General features: G+C 63.3%; 12 protein-coding genes. 8 read left to right on the top strand and 4 right to left on the bottom strand.

Annotated features, from left to right (window positions below; all coding sequences use genetic code 11):
• The first annotated feature begins 699 nt into the window (after positions 1–699).
• Positions 700–1,371 (top strand): response regulator transcription factor, encoded by a 672-nt coding sequence (locus tag JSS27_10615; GenBank protein MBS0209398.1) that lies wholly within the window; start codon positions 700–702, stop codon positions 1,369–1,371.
• Positions 1,352–2,902: a HAMP domain-containing protein gene (locus JSS27_10620; protein MBS0209399.1), complete on the top strand. Its 1,551-nt coding sequence runs from the start codon at positions 1,352–1,354 to the stop codon at positions 2,900–2,902. The genes JSS27_10615 and JSS27_10620 overlap by 20 nt, the downstream gene beginning before the upstream one ends.
• Positions 2,903–3,040: 138 nt before the next feature.
• Here JSS27_10620 and JSS27_10625 read toward each other — a convergent pair whose 3' ends face one another.
• Both JSS27_10625 and JSS27_10630 read right to left on the bottom strand, forming a co-directional pair.
• Complete coding sequence (locus JSS27_10625; protein ID MBS0209400.1) at positions 3,041–3,823, bottom strand: MOSC N-terminal beta barrel domain-containing protein; 783 nt, start codon at positions 3,821–3,823, stop codon at positions 3,041–3,043.
• A gap of 97 nt (positions 3,824–3,920) precedes the next feature.
• Positions 3,921–4,916 (bottom strand): ketose-bisphosphate aldolase, encoded by a 996-nt coding sequence (locus JSS27_10630; GenBank protein MBS0209401.1) that lies wholly within the window; start codon positions 4,914–4,916, stop codon positions 3,921–3,923.
• A gap of 303 nt (positions 4,917–5,219) precedes the next feature.
• On the opposite strand from JSS27_10630, the gene JSS27_10635 reads away from it, so the two are divergent.
• From JSS27_10635 to JSS27_10645, 3 genes are read left to right on the top strand one after another with little or no spacing between them, the layout of a single operon-like run.
• The gene (locus tag JSS27_10635; protein ID MBS0209402.1) at positions 5,220–6,239 is read left to right on the top strand and encodes a KpsF/GutQ family sugar-phosphate isomerase; all 1,020 of its coding nucleotides are present in this window, start codon (positions 5,220–5,222) and stop codon (positions 6,237–6,239) included.
• 47 nt (positions 6,240–6,286) lie between these two features.
• Positions 6,287–6,805: an HAD hydrolase family protein gene (locus JSS27_10640; protein ID MBS0209403.1), complete on the top strand. Its 519-nt coding sequence runs from the start codon at positions 6,287–6,289 to the stop codon at positions 6,803–6,805.
• A 53-nt stretch (positions 6,806–6,858) separates the two neighbouring features.
• Positions 6,859–9,954, top strand: a complete 3,096-nt coding sequence (locus tag JSS27_10645; GenBank protein MBS0209404.1) for a hypothetical protein — start codon at positions 6,859–6,861, stop codon at positions 9,952–9,954.
• A 175-nt stretch (positions 9,955–10,129) separates the two neighbouring features.
• Here JSS27_10645 and JSS27_10650 read toward each other — a convergent pair whose 3' ends face one another.
• On the bottom strand, positions 10,130–11,728 hold the full coding sequence (locus tag JSS27_10650; protein ID MBS0209405.1) for an alkaline phosphatase D family protein: 1,599 nt from the start codon (positions 11,726–11,728) through the stop codon (positions 10,130–10,132).
• A 304-nt stretch (positions 11,729–12,032) separates the two neighbouring features.
• Positions 12,033–12,686, bottom strand: a complete 654-nt coding sequence (locus JSS27_10655; protein ID MBS0209406.1) for an alpha/beta hydrolase — start codon at positions 12,684–12,686, stop codon at positions 12,033–12,035.
• Positions 12,687–12,871: 185 nt separating this feature from the next.
• Between JSS27_10655 and hpt the strand changes: the two genes are divergently transcribed.
• From hpt to glgC, 3 genes are all read left to right on the top strand, one after another.
• Positions 12,872–13,381: a hypoxanthine phosphoribosyltransferase gene (hpt, locus tag JSS27_10660; GenBank protein ID MBS0209407.1), complete on the top strand. Its 510-nt coding sequence runs from the start codon at positions 12,872–12,874 to the stop codon at positions 13,379–13,381.
• Positions 13,382–13,383: 2 nt separating this feature from the next.
• Entirely contained in the window at positions 13,384–14,451 is a 1,068-nt protein-coding gene (locus JSS27_10665) for a glycosyltransferase family 4 protein (protein ID MBS0209408.1), read from the top strand.
• A 168-nt stretch (positions 14,452–14,619) separates the two neighbouring features.
• Complete coding sequence (glgC, locus tag JSS27_10670) at positions 14,620–15,876, top strand: glucose-1-phosphate adenylyltransferase (protein MBS0209409.1); 1,257 nt, start codon at positions 14,620–14,622, stop codon at positions 15,874–15,876.
• Positions 15,877–15,952: the final 76 nt, after the last annotated feature.

Here is a 15,952-nt window from a genome sequence, read left to right on the forward strand (position 1 = left end):
CTTTCGGCTATCAGAACGCATTCGGTCGAGTTTCGGCAAGCTTAAATGATTACCAAGCGGAAAAACAGACGCTGAAGCGGCGGCGTCACCTAGGCGACGTCGTCAAATATACTTGGTGATTACTGGACCGGGCATACGCCCAGGCGTGCGATCTTTGCGCGACTTGCTTGATCTTTTTTACACGACCTTCCGTCGGCAAAAAACCAGCGATTCCGAGAAAAGTTCCTCGCCTCCCGCGCAGACATCAATGCGAGTGCCGCCCGCTGGGCCGGTCATCGGCTGCCGAGGAACCTAACCGACAATCATCGCGTCAGACAATCATCAATGTGGCGCATGATGATCGAAAAGAACGCCTAACCGAAGTCTACCCCTTGCCGCTCCGTTCAGACGGGGGCCGATTTTTGGTATAAGCAATCCGATGGCCAAGCAGACCCAATATTACATTTCCGTAATTGCCTAGTCATTTCGCGACTTGCGCGCGTAGAACAGTTCGCGAATGCGGTCTCCGGCCAGGCCAAAGATGGGCCACTCGGCGGGCAGCATTTGTGACAAGGCCCTAATGATCCAGGGAACCTTTAACCCGAGGTCGATATTATGGTCAGATCACAGGCAGTGAGTGCGCTGACAATGGCGCAGGCCGGTTTGGCCCCCACGCCGGTTCTCGAAGGCCGCCAGGCCCAATGCAGGGAGTTAGCCTCGATGAATGTACTGATCGTCGAAGACGACCCGGTGATTGGCAAAGCATTGCAACAAGGCTTCGTCGAAGCCGGCCACCAATGCACTTGGGTTCGCGACGGCGTCCGCGCCCTGGAGTTAGGTCGCAACAAGAGTCTCGACGCGATCACGCTCGACTTGATGTTGCCCGGCGTCAGCGGCCTGGACGTGTTGCGCCGACTGCGGGCCGAGAAGATCGTCACGCCCGTGTTGCTGGTGACGGCGCGCGGCAGCGTGGAAGAGCGCGTGGCCGGTCTGGCCGCGGGTGCCGACGATTATCTGGTCAAGCCGTTCGCTTTTGTGGAACTCATGGCCCGTATCGAGGCCGTCTGCCGCCGAACGGTGACGCGTCCTTCGCCGACGCTCGAAGTCGGTGACTTGACGCTCGACCTGACCACGCGGCGCGTGGCCCGCGGCGATCGCGAAATCGATCTCACGCCGACCGAATTCAGCCTGTTGGAATACCTGATGCGGTTTGCCGGCAAAGTGGTTACTCGCAAGATGTTGTGCGAACACTTGTGGGATATGACCTGGGACGGCACGACGAACGTCATCGACGTGCATATTAATCGACTTCGCAGTAAACTCGATAAGGGGTACGACGAATCGCTTATCGAGACGGTGCGAGGCCGAGGGTATGCCATCCGCGAACCATAATTCGAACGCCGCGGGCGGATCGCCGAATTATCTATCGCCAGCTTCGGCTGCGCGCTCGATCAGCAGCGCCAACTCGCGCCGTCCGCTGAGCTTTTGGGAAATCATCGGCTCGCTTCACTTCCGGCTCACCCTCTGGTACTCGGTGGTGACGCTGTTGGTGGTGGTAGCGTCGCTGGGGGCCGTGCGCGAGTCGGTTCGGCTGACCCTCTTGGGCGAGATCGACGACACGCTTCGCGAAGAGGCGTTGGAAGTCGCCACCACGGTCGAGGAGTTCTATCCCGACTTCGAGCGAATCGGCCACGAACTGAACCGCAAGGCCCAGACCCACGAACATTCCGACATGTTTATCCGACTGGTCGACCGAACCGACGCCGTCGTGTTCCAGACCAGCACCATGCCCAGCGCCATCTCGGGGCGCCCGCCGCTAGCCTTGCAGCCCGACCGGCCGCAAACAATCAGCAACTATCGACTGATCCGCCACGACACCAAGAAGGCCGACGTGCCGCGCCACTCGATCCAAGTCGGAGTCTCGACCACGTACGTCGCGCGCGACGTGGCCGAGATCGAGCGTATTTTGGCCACGATTGGCGTGGCGGTGCTATTGATCACGCCCATCGGCGGCTATTGGCTGGCTGGCCGCGCCACGCGCCCCTTGGCGCGGATCATCGACATTACCGCGCGGCTGCACCCGACGAATCTGGACGAGCGGTTGCACCTCCGCGGCACGCGCGACGAGCTGGACCGCTTGAGCCAGACGATCAACGGCTTGCTCGACCGCATTGCGGCCTACATCACCCAGATGCGCCAGTTCACCGCCGACGCCGCGCACGAACTGCGCTCGCCGATGGCGGCCATGCAAAGCTCGCTCGACGTGGCGCTGACCATTGATCGCACGCCGGAAGAGTACAAAGAAATCCTGGCCCAAACCCTGGAAGAATGCGCCTCGCTGCGCGATCTGGTGAACAAACTGCTGACGTTGGCTGAGACCGATGCCGGCCGCATCACCAAGCCGGCCCAGCCGACCGAACTCGACAAGATCGTGTCGCGCTCCTGCGAAATGTTCGCAGCCGTGGCCGAGACGCGTGACGTCAGGTTGAACCTCGCCAAGCTGGAACCGGCCAACGTCTATGGCGACGCGGCCCGGTTGCGGCAGGTGATCACGAACCTGATCGACAACGCGATTAAGTTCACGCCGCAAGCGGGCACGGTCACGGTGGAACTGACGGCCGATCCACACCGCGGCGAAGCCCAACTGCGCGTCTGTGACACTGGGGTGGGCATCGTGGCGACCGATTTGCCCCACATCTTCGAGCGGTTCTATCGGGCCGACAAAGCCCGGCAGCGCGGCGACAAGAGCACGGGCAGCGGGCTGGGACTGAGTATCTGCGAATCGATCGTCTCGGCCTACCACGGCACGATCCGCGCCGACAGCTACCCGGGTCGCGGCACCACGATCTTTGTCACGTTGCCGTTGGCCCAAACATCACAAAACGGCCAGGCCGAAAACCCCGTCGCGTCGTTAACAGGTTAGGGCAACTCTCAAGAGATTGTAGCGGGGGTGGCACGTCCCAAGCGCAGGGCGTGGGGAATCGCCAATCAAATACCGGATTCAGTACATGCCTCCCCATGCCCGAAGGGCGGGCGTGCCACCCAGAAGCTAAATCGTGATCTAGTTGCCGTCCACGACCAATTCGTCCCCCACGCGCAATGTGCCGCCGACGTGGCCCAGGGCGGGACGGGTGTTCAATGTCAGCCGGTAGAAATGATCGAATCGCGCGCGGGGCGCCCACGCGGGCAAGGTGTCCTCGCGATGCCGCGCGAATGTCTTGGCGAACCCCTGCCAGGTGTCGCCGGTCTCGGGATTTCGCGTCGGCACGACGCACCGCTGGCAAGGGTTGGTCCCCTCGAAACGAACCTCGCCCAATCGAAACGGCACCGACTCACCCGGCTCACCACAAAGCCGATCTTCCCAGAACGGTTCGGCGTCTTCGATCACCAGGTTGGCGCGGAAGCGGCGTTCGATCTGATCGGCCGGAAACTGCGGAAACCAACTCGCGACCGAAGCGAGCGACGCCCGGCTAACCAGCGTCGGCCCGGGCGAGTCGGTATCGTCCGGAAAGCCCGCCGCGACGTTCTCGATCAATCGCACCGGCTCGGCAAAGGAGCGGCTGAGCCAGGCCTCGATCGCCTCGCCATCGTGGGCCAGCGAGAACGTCGTGGCCGTATGATCATCAACGGCCAGCGCCACCGATTCGGCCGACAAATCGAACGCGGCGCGCAGGTGATGCACCTGGGGCGTTCGCTTGGCGTTGATCACATCGCCGGCGGCGTCAACGATTTCCCAGCGCCGATCCCAGGCCAGCGCCCCGCTGGCCAGCACGTCAATTGATTCGACCTGTACGCCGGGCAACGACTTGATCGGATAGACCGTGATCGACGCCAACCGAGGCATAGCATCCACCCTTTGCAGAGCGCCCGAAACGAAAGCAGGCCCCGCAACGTGCGTCGCAGGGCCTGCTTCGATTCGATACCGGGGAGCGACGACGCAACTAGGCGCGAACCGCGGCCAGTTCCTTGCGCACCGCTTCCAACTGGCCCGCCGAGCCCAGCTTGTGGTTCTTGTGAATGATGAAGTCCGCGTACGCAGCCATAAACGGCTTGCCCGGCGTGCGCGGGTCAAAGTCAGCCGGCTTGTCGCGGAAAGTCTCGCGGTAGATCGCGCACCAGACCAGGCGGCCATCGGTGTCGATGTTCACCTTGGTCACCCCCAGCTTGGCGGCCGGCAGGTAATCGCCTTCACGCACGCCGCTGGTGTCGGGCATCTTGCCGCCGGCGTTGTTGATCCGGTCGACCCATTCCTTGGGCACGCTGCTGCTGCCGTGCATCACCAGGGGATAGCCAGGCAGACGCTTTTGAATCTGCTCGATCCGGTCGAAGTGCAGGGCTTGCGAGCCCTTGAACTTGTAGGCGCCGTGCGAGGTGCCGATGGCCACGGCCAGCGAGTCACAGCCCGAGCGCTCGACGAACTCGACCGCCTGGTCCGGATCGGTCAAGCAGGCGTGTTCGGCTTCGACCGAGATGTCTTCCTCGACACCACCCAGCATGCCCAACTCGGCTTCGACCGACAATCCGCGCTCGTGAGCCCGTTCGACCACGCGCTTGGTGATGGCGATGTTCTGGTCGAACGTCTCGTGCGAGGCGTCGATCATCACCGAAGAATAGAAGCCGCTGTCGATGCACTCGTAGCAGACCTCTTCGGTGCCGTGGTCCAAGTGGACGGCAAAGATCGCGTCGGGAAACACCTCTTCCGACGTGCGAATCATCGCTTCTAGATACCGCTTGTCGGTGTAGCCCCGCGCGCCGCGCGAAAGCTGGATGATGAACGGAGCGCTGTCCTTGGTGCTGGACGCTTCTTCGTTCGAGTTCCGCTTGCCCAAGTTGCCGCGGAACAGGCCAATGGTCTGTTCCAGATTGTTGATGTTGTACGCGCCGACGGCATATTTGCCGTATGCTAGCTCGAACAGGGCTTTCGTCGTGACGATCATCGGTAACTCAATCTCCTCGTCCCGTGGGACGGCTGGCAACCAGGGCAACGAAATGTAGAAAAGTCGGGGTGTCGGCGGGCGACGCGCTCTGATCGTAACACGTTGCCCCCTAAGTTTGTAGAGGCCGTGTGTTACACATTGGATAGCCGCCGGCTAGGCCTTGGTAGGGGGCGTCGCCCGAGTGAACGCTAGCAAAGCGCCGAACATTGAGCTGCTGTTCCGCGCCTGGTCCCCTCGCGGTACAATCGAGTCCCTGCGCCGCAACGACTTACAAACGACCGCCGGTCAAGGATGACCCCGACGATGAGTTCCGAAGCCGCTCTGCGCCTCGAACCGTTAAGTCCCTTCGAGCAACTCGCTTACGCCCGCGAGATTCTGCAGCTAGAAGCCGAATCGCTGACTAAGCTGTCGGCGCGGCTGAGCCTCGACTTCTGCCGCGCGGTGGAACTGGTCTGCGCCTGTCGCGGCAACGTGGTGGTCACCGGCATGGGAAAGGCCGGCCTGGTCGGCCAAAAGATCTCGGCCACGTTGGCGTCGACAGGCACGCGCAGCATCTACCTGCACCCGGCCGAAGCGGTCCACGGCGACCTGGGCCGGGTCAGCAGCGACGACGTGATTTTGGCTCTGTCGCAAAGTGGCGAGACCGAAGAAGTAATCCGTTTGCTGCCATTACTAACCAAAATGCAAACGCCGATCATCGCCGTCACCGGCCGCGAGACCAACACGCTGGCTCGGGCCGCGACGGTGACCTTGGCGTTGGGTGCAATGCGTGAAGCTTGCTCGCTGGGGCTGGCCCCCAGCACCAGCACGACGGCCATGCTGGCGCTGGGCGACGCGTTGGCCCTGGTTGCCAGCCGTGCCAACCGGTTCGGCCGCGCCGACTTTGCCCGCTTGCACCCGGCCGGTGCGTTGGGGCGCGAGCTGAGTCATGTCGAAGATTACATGCGCCCCTTGGCCGAATGCCGTCTGGCGCGCGACAATGCGACGGTGCGTGACGTGTTCGCCGCGCTGCGCCGACCCGGTCGGCGCAGCGGCGCGGTCATGCTGACCGACGCCGAAGGGCGGCTAAGCGGCTTGTTCACCGATAGCGACCTGGCTCGGCTGTTCGAGGCCCGCCGCGACGACGCCTTTGACGGACCGATTTGCGACGTGATGACCGCGCGGCCGACGACGGTGCCGGTCGGCGCGATGCTGACCGACGCCGTGGCGATGATGGCCGAGCGCAAGATCAGCGAGTTGCCGGTCGTCGACGGCCGCGGCGCGCCGGCCGGCCTGATCGACATTACCGACATGGTGGGGATGATCCCCGACACACCGCGCTAACAGGGAACCACACGCCGACTGGGACCGTCCAAGACTACGTGAGCTTTATGAGCATTACTCGACAATGTGAACCGATCGAGCTCATCCTTTCGGATGTCGACGGCGTGCTGACCGAAGGGAGCATCATCTTTGACAATGAAGGTGTCGAGCTGAAGCGGTTCCACATCCGCGACGGGCTGGGCATTAAGCTCTGGCGGCGCGCCGGCGGCAAGTTCGGCATTCTGACCGGGCGCAATTCGCACATTGTCAACGTCCGCGCGGCCGAGCTAGGCATCGACCTGGTCCGACAAGGGACCGAGCAAAAGAGCCCCGCGGCGCGCGAGATCATCGCCCAGTTGGGCTTGCGCCCCGAGCAGGTTTGCTATATCGGGGACGATCTTCCCGACCTGCCGCCAATGAAGTCCGTCGGACTGGCGGTGGCCGTGGCCGACGCTTCGCCCGAGGTGCGCGAGGCGGCCGACTATGTGACCAAGTTGCCCGGCGGCCGCGGCGCGGTGCGCGAAACGATCGAGATGATTCTCAAGGCCCAGCGTCGTTGGGACGACCTGATCCGCACCTATCAATAACCGCTCACGGACGAGCCGTTTACGCCCCACGGAAGGATGTACGCTTAAGCGCCATGCCCAAGGAGTACTACAAGCGCGTGGCCAGCAGCTTGGCAGCGGTCTTCGTTGCCTATGTGGTCTATGCGCTCTTGGTGGTCCCCTGGGTCGAGCCCGAGTTGGTGGCCAGCGACGATGTGCCCGTCATCGTGCCGGACGTCTCGAAGACCTACGTCGAGCAGCAGCGCGAGATGCTTAAGCAGTGGTTTCTGCCCGGCGACTGGGAGCTGACCACGCTGAAAATCCTGGAAACGTCCTACGGCATTTTGCTAGCCGGCGAGTACAAGAACCGTCCCGACGGTGCGATGGAGATCAAGCCCTGCACGGTGATCTCGATTCCCGAAGGGGACGAGTCCACTCTTCGCGAGCGCCAGCGCCAGGCGATCATCATGCGAGCCCCCGAGGGGGCGATCCTGCAGTTCGACGGTCCGCTCGACCTGAAACGGTCCCAAGGGAGCCAGCTTCGCAGCGGCCAGTTGATCGGCGCGGTCACCATTCGCAGCGACAATTCCGAGCCTGGTCCGCAGGACGACCTGCTGATCCACGCCAGCAATCTCGAGCTGTCACAACAGCGGATCTATTCGACCCAGCCGCTCGATTTTCAGATGGGCCCCAATCGCGGCCGCGGGCGGCGGTTGCAAATCCAGATGGCCGCCGGCAAACAGAACGTCGGCTTTCGCGGCATGACCTCGTTGGAGATCGCGCAAGACGTCGAGATGCGTCTCGAGCCGGGGCAGTCCGACATGTTCCCCGGCAAGAGCAACGATCCCAAGCCAGCGATTGGTCCCAGCAAGCCGCAGCCGCCGGTCGAAATCCGCTGCAAGGGCCCGTTCCGGTTCGACTTTGAACAGCGCGTGGCGACGTTCCGCGATCGGGTCGACGTCCGCCGCCTGACCGGCACGCCGAATCCTGACAGCATGACGGGCGATCTGTTATCGCTGACATTCATCGAAGCCGCCCAGAAAGCGTCAGCCACGGAGCCCACGCCAACGAAACCTGGCGCCGCCGAACCCAAACGCGATCAGCTTCACCTCGAGCCCAAGCGTGTCGAAATGCTCGGCAGTCCGGTGATGGTTCGCGCGCCGTCGTCAGCGCTCGAAGCGATGGGGCAGCAACTCGAATACGATGTCGCCAGCGGCGGCGTCACCCTGCGCGGCGCGAACCAGGTGCAACTGGTCCACGAAGGTCGCCAGATTCAGGCTCGCGAAGTCTTCGCCAAGCCGGGCGTCGAAGGCTCGCTCGGCGAGTTCCGCGCGCTGGGGCCGGGCTGGTTGCGCGGGTCGCTGCCCGACGATCCCAGCCAGCCGATCCTGGCGCGCTGGACCACGATCGCTCACTTCCGCCCCAGCGAAGGACAGCAGTTGCTCAGCCTGGAAGGGGACGCTCACGTCGAGGCCGGCGATCAAGGTTCGCTCGACGCCAGCAAGATTTATCTCTGGCTTGTCGAGTCGCCGCCCAAGCCGGTCGTGCATGTCGGCCCGGCCGAAGGCCCGCGCCGCAACGAGATGCGCCCCGATCGGATGTTGGCCCAAGGCAGCGTGAAAATCAAATCGCCTAGTGTCACCGGCGAAGTCGAGGAGCTGCAAGCCTGGTTCGAGCCCGCCAGCCCCGCGCCGCATGTCGTGCGTCGCGAGCCGGTCGGCGCTCCGCCAGGTGTCCGCGAGGAAGCCATTGCCCCCGGTGTGCCGGCCCCCGTGTTCGCGCCGGCGGGCATGGCCCATCCGCCGCGAGGAGTGCGAGTCGACAACACGCCGCGCCAGCCCAAGGGCCCTCCGGCCCAGCAGTTTCACGTCGAAGGGAAGCAGATGCGCATCCGCGCGCGCTTGACCGACACCTCGATGGAATTGGCCGATCTGTTCATCGAGCAGAACGTCAAGCTCACCGAAACGCGCACCGCCAAGCCCGACGACAAACCGCTGAAGATCGTCGGCCAGCAGCTTCACCTGCAACAGCCGCAGCCTGGCGCCGAAATCGTCAGCGTCAGCGGCAAGCCGGCCTACATCGAAGCCCGCAGCTTGACGATGGTGTCGGACGTGGTCCGCTTGAACCGCGGCCAAAACCTGATGTGGACCGACGGCGCAGGTTCCATGTCGGTCCCGGTCCAACCGAAAGCCGCCGATGGCACGACGAAGCCAGGTCCACCGATTCCGCTCGATGTCTCGTGGCAAGGACAGATGCAGTTCGACGGCCTGGTCGCCCGGTTCGAGCGCAACGTCGAAGCGCGTCACGCCACGCAAGCCCTCAAGACGCAATTGCTCGAAGCCAAGTTCAGCAAGCCCGTCTCGTTTCAGGCCTCGCCCGACGGCGGCAGTGGACAACTTGATCCAGGTGGCGATCCGACGCGGCCAGACATCTCGCAGTTGAGTTGCCGGCAAGGGGTGTGGCTCGAAAACCGCACGATTGTTGAGAATACGCTGCAATCGATCGACACCATGCAGATGGAAGAACTCGATCTTTGGCAAGCAACCGGCGACGTCAGCGGCGCTGGCCCCGGCGCGGTCACATCGATCCGGCTGGGCCAGGCCGGCGACGCGCTGCCCGGCGCTCAGCAGGGTGCAATTCCCGCCGCGCCCGCACTAGCGGCGCCGGGCCAGAACGGCGGGGCGCCCGGCATCGTCTTCCTGCATGTTCGCTTTCAGCGCGGGCTGTCGGGCAACCTGCAACGCCACCAGATCCAATTCGACAACCAGGTCCGCGCCGTTTACGGGCCGATACCGACGTGGGAAACACGACTGGACATCGATCGCCCCGAGACCTGGGGCCCGCGCGGCGTCGGCTTGTCGAGCGACAAGTTGAACCTGGTCGAGGCGCCGTCGCTCGTCCGCGGCAAAAGCAACCTGGAACTTGAAGCGATCGGAAACACGCTGGTCGAAGGGACCGGCTTCACGGCCCGGGCCAACCGGCTGACCTATTCGCAAGGCAAGGACATGCTGGTGCTGGAAGGGGACGGGCGGACGCCGGCTCGGCTCTATCGCCAGATGCGCGTCGGCGCGCCGCCGGTCGAAGCGGCCGCGCGGAAGATTCAATACTGGCCGGGCACGGGACGCTCGGACGTGTCGGACGTGCAGATTTTGGACCTGACCGAAATCCCCGGCATGGGCCCGCGGAAGTAATTGCCGGGCCTTTGAGTCGGGTAGCCCGGCCGCTTGCGGCCGGGTCGCGTCAGCGACAAGAAGAACGCGCGACGAGGCCCCGGAATAGCTTCTCGCTCATCGCATCCCGAGCTAAGCCACCAAGTTCTTCTTGTGACTTCGTCACCCAGCCGCAAGCGGTTGGGCCATCCAACCTCTACGCTTCGTGCAACTTCGGCGAGCCTGACTCGACGACGAACGATTTGGCCGTGCCGATCGGCGAGCCACGCTTGGTCACGTAGTCGAGCACGCGGTAATCGCTTTGCCAGCGCTGCGGCGTGATGCTCACGCGCACATAGCCGCGCTGTCGATTGTAGAACTTAACGAACGGATTCTCGGCCAGCACTCCTGGGGTATCCTTGCCGGTTGGCGAGCCGTCGCCTCCCGAGGTGATCGACGTGCCGACGAACTCGCTGGCCACGACGGGGCCTTGCAGATCGTCTCGATGCACCTGCAACTCATTGGCCCAATTGCTGTGGATGTCGCCGGTCAGGACCACCGGGTTCTTGATCCGCTTGTCAGCCAGGAATTGCAGCACGCTTCGCCGCTCGGCTTCGTAGCCGGGCCATTGGTCCATGCTGTGCGCGATCACCTCGCCGGGCACGCGATCGACGCGGGCCATCATCACCTGCTGGGCCAGCACGTTCCACGTGGCCGGTGACGACTGCAACCGATCGAATAGCCAGGCCCGCTGCGCCGGTCCCATCAACGACGCCTGCGGATCGAGCGCGTCGGCGCACGGCGGCTTGTTCCCGTCGCCACACGGCTGATCGGTGCGATACTGTCGCGTGTCCAGAATCGAAAACTGAGCCAGTCGCCCGAAGTGGACCTGACGGTACAACTCCAGATCCGGCCCGTGGGGCATTTGCGCCGCGCGCAGTGGCATATGCTCGTAATAGGCGCGATACGCGGCGGCGCGGCGCTTCAAGAAACCTTCGGTAGCGACGTTGGGTTCTTCCGAAACGTGGTTCGCGTAGTTGTTGTCGAACTCGTGATCGTCCCACGTCACCAACCACGGGCAATAAGCGTGAGCCGTCTGCAATTGTTCGTCGGCGTGATACTGGGCGTACCGGTTGCGATAGTCGTCGAGCGTCGTCAGCTCGGGGCCAACGTGCTTGCGGGCGAGTTTCTCCTTCCCTCCGTATTCATAGATGTAATCCCCCAAGTGCAGAATCAGGTCGAGTTCATCGCGCACCATGTGCTCGTAGGCGGTGAAGAAGCCCTGCTCGTAGTGCTGGCACGAGGCAAAGGCCAGGTTCAGCCGGCTGGGTGTCGCGTCGAAGGCCGGCGCGGTGCGCGTGCGTCCCTTGCGGCTCGTCTCGCCGGCGGCCGCGAATTGATACCAGTACCAGCGGTCGGGCTCGAGCCCGTCGACTTCAATGTGGACCGAATGGGCCGCCTCGGGCGTGGCGACCACGGCGCCTTGCTTGACGATCTGGGTCATCCCCTCGTCGCGGGCGACTTGCCAGCGGACTTCGACATTCTCGTTGGGCATACCGCCACCGGTGGTCGGCTCGGGAGCGAGCCTGGTCCACAACACGACGCCCGTTGGCAGCGGGTCGCCCGACGCCACGCCAAGCTTGAACGGATAGTCCGAGAGCTTTGGCGATTTGAGCGTGATGCCCAGCGCCGGTCGCGGCAACAGCGGCAGCGCGGCAGCCGCGGCTCCGAGCAGGGCGAAGTGTCGTCGGCTCAAAACAAGCCCCGACTTCAGGGCGCGACCAAGACGAGCGAGTTCGGTGGGGTCGAGTTGCATGGCGGGAGTTCCTGTTTGGCGTGGGATAGATAATGTCAGATTAAACAAAGCATTGCGCGCGGCAAACACCCCTTGCTTGCTGGGTGGAGAAGCAGGAGAGTAACAAGTCTGGGCACCCTTCACGCATCCATCATCACGCGGCCCGCGCAAACCCTTCTCCCGCCGGGAGAAGGTGGCCGATAGGCCGGATGAGGGGCCACTCTGTAGCGAGCGCGATCTAGCCTGAGGCGTGACCCTCATCCGGTTCGNNTTCTCCCCGGGGGAGAAGGGTTTTATCGCGCGAGTCAGTGTGCCCCATCGCACATCACACGCGGCGGCGCTCTTGTTCCAGGCGATCGACAATGAACTGCAGCGCTCGCGGGGCCATGTGATTGTAATAGTCCCAGCTATGTCCGCCAGCTTCGGTCTCGAGGTCGGTCTCGTGCGGAATGCCGAGCGCCGACATTTTCATGTGCAATCGCTGCGCGCTTTCGTGCCAGCGCAGATCGTTCGGGTCGGACGAGAACCAGACGTTCCGCGGCCAGTTCAGCGGATGAACGTGCAATGTGGCCGTGTCCTGCCGCGCCGCTTCGGCATCGGGGTACATCTGGATGATCGTCTCTTCCTCGGGATCGTCATAGCGAATCTGGTAATCGATCGCCGGCGCCATGGCCACGGCGATGGGAAATGTATTCGGGTGCTTGAACGCGAACCTTAGCGCGCCTTGCCCCCCCATGCTCGTTCCCAGCAGCGCAATCCGCGGCGGCTCGGCCCCCCAGCGTTCCTTGATCTGTGGAACAATGTTTCGCAGCACGTGCTGCTCGGCCGTGAGCTGGGGGTCGAACTCGTCACAAATCTTGTCGGCCCACCAACTGCGCTTGGTCTGGGGCGCGATCACCCGCAGTCCGTGCTGGCCAAACAGCCCGGTGAACGTCGGGTTCTCGTGCAGCCGCGCCAAGTGGACGCCGTGCAGGTACATCACCACGTAACCGTGCGGACTGGGCTGCGCGGGCTCGAACAGATCGCAGGGGTGCCCGGCGACTTTGACTTGCGACCACTGGCCGGAAGCAGGCACGTAAAAACTCCTGGGATCAATCGCGAAAACGGCGGCCGACGATTACAATACCGACGCGTCGCGGGACATCGGGCCGGAGTTTGCGAGTTGTGAAAGTATTACTCTCTGAACAGCAATTGCGCGACGGCGTGGCGCGCCTGGCCGACCAGATCAACGACCATTACGGCGGCAAGCCGCTGACGATCATCGGCGTGCTGACTGGCAGCATCGTACTCGTGGCCGACCTGATTCGCCAGTTACGGATGCCGCTCCGCGTGGGCGTGGTGCAGGCCAGCAGCTACCGCGGCGCGGCCACCACGCCCGGTGAATTGCGAATCAGGGCCGACATGCTCCCCGACTTGAAAGGGCGAAACGTGTTGGTGGTGGACGACATCTTCGACACCGGCCAGACTTTGCACGGATTATTGGCCGAATTGAAAACTCTCGGCCCGAATGACCTGCGCAGCGCTGTCCTGCTGTGCAAAGAGGGCCGGCAGCAGGTGGCAATGCTTCCCGATTACGTCGGCTTCACGATTCCCGATGAGTTCGTCGTGGGCTACGGGCTCGACTATCACGACGAGCATCGCAACTTGCCTTACTTGGCCGTGGTCGAGCCGTGACGATGCGCGTCTTGCATCTTGTGGCCGACGGCGGGCCCTCGGCCGCCAGCAAGCAATTGCGCTGGCTGACGTCGACCGGTCTGGTCGAGTCGCGCGTCGTGGCGATTAGCGCGCCCTGCGGCCAGTTGACCATCAAGCCCGATCTCGCCCGCGCAAGTAGACGGCTGTTCGACTGGCCGTTTGTTCGCCGGTTGCGCGCTCTGGTGCGCGAGTTCCAGCCGGCCGTGGTTCACGCTTGGGACATTGCGCCCAGTGCCGCCGCCTTTTGGACTCGCGTGGCGGGGCACCGTGGCCGGCTAATCGTCAGTTGCCGGCGCATCGCCGCCGATCAGGCGTTGCTCGGGCCAACTCTGGCGCGCCGGTGGGGCGTAAGGATCGACCGCGTGGTCGTGCCGGCCGAGCCGTTCGCAGATGTCCTGAGCTCTCAGTTCCCCGGCAGCGCGGTGACCGTGGTCCCGGACGTCTTGGCTGACGAAACCTCGACGCCAGCGTTGGCGAACCTTCGCCAGCAACTCGGCCTGCCCGAAAGCGCCCGGCTCGTGTTTTGTGCCGCGCCGTTCGACGTCACGTCTGCGTTGCGCGATCTGATCTGGTCGATCGACCTGCTGCGCGTGATTCGAGACGACGTTCACCTGGCCCTGGTCGGCCACGGCCCTTGGGACTCGCGTTTGCGGCATTTTAGCCAGACGATCGGCACTGGTCGAAACGTCCACTTTCTGGGCCGGCGAGATTCACTGGCCCCCTGGCTGGCACAGGCCGACATCTATGCTCAGCCCGGCTACTGTTTCACCCCGCCGCTGGCAATGCTCGAAGCCATTGCGACCGGCCGCCCCGTGATTGCCGCCGACAGTCCGGGCATTCGACAAGTCGTCGAGAATGAAACCTCGGCGCGACTGATCCCTTGGGGAGATCGGGCGGCCTTGGCGCGCGAGATCAACCGGCTGTTGGATCAGCCCGAGCTGGCCCGTCAACTGGCGGCGACAGCCAAACAGCGCTTTCCGGCAGATCACGCGCCCGCTCAGATGCGACAAGCTTACGAACAGCTTTATGCCGGGATCGCGCAACATTAAGCGACGCTTATCTTCGGTCGATCGCCGCTGCACGCTCGATCTTCTATCGCTGCCGAACAATCGCTAAACTAGGGCGGCCGCGTCGCGTCTGATTCGGCGGCCATTGCACCAAGGAGCGGGCAACATCAAGCTCGGGTAAAGCCGAGCCAGAGCCGCGGGAGTTTGTCGATGGATAACATTCTGGCCGTGATCTTGGCCGGAGGAAAAGGTTCGCGACTCGAACCTCTGACGCGCGACCGCGCCAAGCCAGCCGTCCCCTTCGGCGGCGCCTACCGGATTATCGACTTCGCGCTGTCCAACTGCTTGAACAGCGGGTTGCGCAAGATGCTGATGCTTACGCAATATAAGGCGATGAGCCTGGACCGGCACATCAACCTGGGCTGGCGGCGTTACTTGTGCCGCGAGCTCGACGAGTTCATCGATGTCGTGCCGCCGCAACAGCGGATCGACGAGCACTGGTACCAGGGAACCGCCGACGCGGTCTACCAGAACATCTACACCATCGAGCGCGAGCGCCCCGACTACGTGGTGATCCTGGCCGGTGATCACATCTATAAGATGGATTACATGCGGCTGGTCGAAAGCCACAAGCAAAACCGCGCCGACCTGACGATCGCTGCGCTGCGGGTGCCGTGCCGCGACGCGACCGAGTTCGGCGTCATGCAAGTCGACACCGACAGCCGAATTGTGGGATTCGAGGAAAAGCCAGCCCAACCCAAGGCGATTCCCGGCGATCCGGGTCACGCCCTGGCGTCGATGGGCATTTATGTCTTTAGCGCGCGGTTCATGTTCGAGCAGTTGTGCATCGATGCCACTCGCCCGCACAGCGCCCACGACTTTGGCAAGAACATCATTCCGTCGATCATCAACAGCCATCGCGTGTTCGCGTTTCCGTTCTTGGACGAAAACCGCAAGAGCGCGGCCTACTGGCGCGACGTCGGCACGTTGGACGCATACTACGAAGCCAACATGGACCTGGTGTCGGTCGACCCGCTGTTGAACATGTACGACGGTCACTGGCCGATTCGGACCTACTTGCCGGCTTCGCTGCCGCCGCCGAAGTTCGTTTTTGCCGAACACGGCTCATCGACGCGTTGCGGCCAGGCGCACGACAGTATAGTCTGCCTGGGAAGCATCATCTCGGGGGGGCATGTCGAGCGATCAGTCATCGGCGCCGACGTGCGGGTGAACAGTTTTGCCCACATCGAGGGCTCGATCCTGTTCGAGAACGTCGACATCGGCCGCCACGCCAAGGTCCGCCGCGCCATCATCGACAAAGGGGTGCATATTCCTCCCGGCGTCGAGATCGGCTACGACCACGAGCACGATCGCGCCCGCGGTTTCACCGTCACCGAAAGTGGCGTGGTGGTGATCGCCAAAGCGGACGGGGTCGAGCACTTCGTCGAAGCGGACAGCATGGCGTGAGCGTCGATTTGTCGAGGCAGTGACGACGAATTGCTTGACAAGTCCGCGCCGATCGATCAAGACTTAGGCAAGGTGC

The organism is Planctomycetota bacterium, assembly GCA_018242585.1.
Taxonomy (GTDB): Bacteria; Planctomycetota; Planctomycetia; order Pirellulales; family PNKZ01; genus JAFEBQ01.

Coding starts and splice junctions, on each gene's coding strand:
- JSS27_10615 (MBS0209398.1), top strand. CDS start 700: ATGAATGTACTGATCGTCGAAGACGACCCGGTGATTGGCAAAGCATTG.
- JSS27_10620 (MBS0209399.1), top strand. CDS start 1,352: ATGCCATCCGCGAACCATAATTCGAACGCCGCGGGCGGATCGCCGAAT.
- JSS27_10625 (MBS0209400.1), bottom strand. CDS start 3,823: ATGCCTCGGTTGGCGTCGATCACGGTCTATCCGATCAAGTCGTTGCCC.
- JSS27_10630 (MBS0209401.1), bottom strand. CDS start 4,916: ATGATCGTCACGACGAAAGCCCTGTTCGAGCTAGCATACGGCAAATAT.
- JSS27_10635 (MBS0209402.1), top strand. CDS start 5,220: ATGAGTTCCGAAGCCGCTCTGCGCCTCGAACCGTTAAGTCCCTTCGAG.
- JSS27_10640 (MBS0209403.1), top strand. CDS start 6,287: ATGAGCATTACTCGACAATGTGAACCGATCGAGCTCATCCTTTCGGAT.
- JSS27_10645 (MBS0209404.1), top strand. CDS start 6,859: ATGCCCAAGGAGTACTACAAGCGCGTGGCCAGCAGCTTGGCAGCGGTC.
- JSS27_10650 (MBS0209405.1), bottom strand. CDS start 11,728: ATGCAACTCGACCCCACCGAACTCGCTCGTCTTGGTCGCGCCCTGAAG.
- JSS27_10655 (MBS0209406.1), bottom strand. CDS start 12,686: ATGTACCTGCACGGCGTCCACTTGGCGCGGCTGCACGAGAACCCGACG.
- JSS27_10665 (MBS0209408.1), top strand. CDS start 13,384: ATGCGCGTCTTGCATCTTGTGGCCGACGGCGGGCCCTCGGCCGCCAGC.
- glgC (MBS0209409.1), top strand. CDS start 14,620: ATGGATAACATTCTGGCCGTGATCTTGGCCGGAGGAAAAGGTTCGCGA.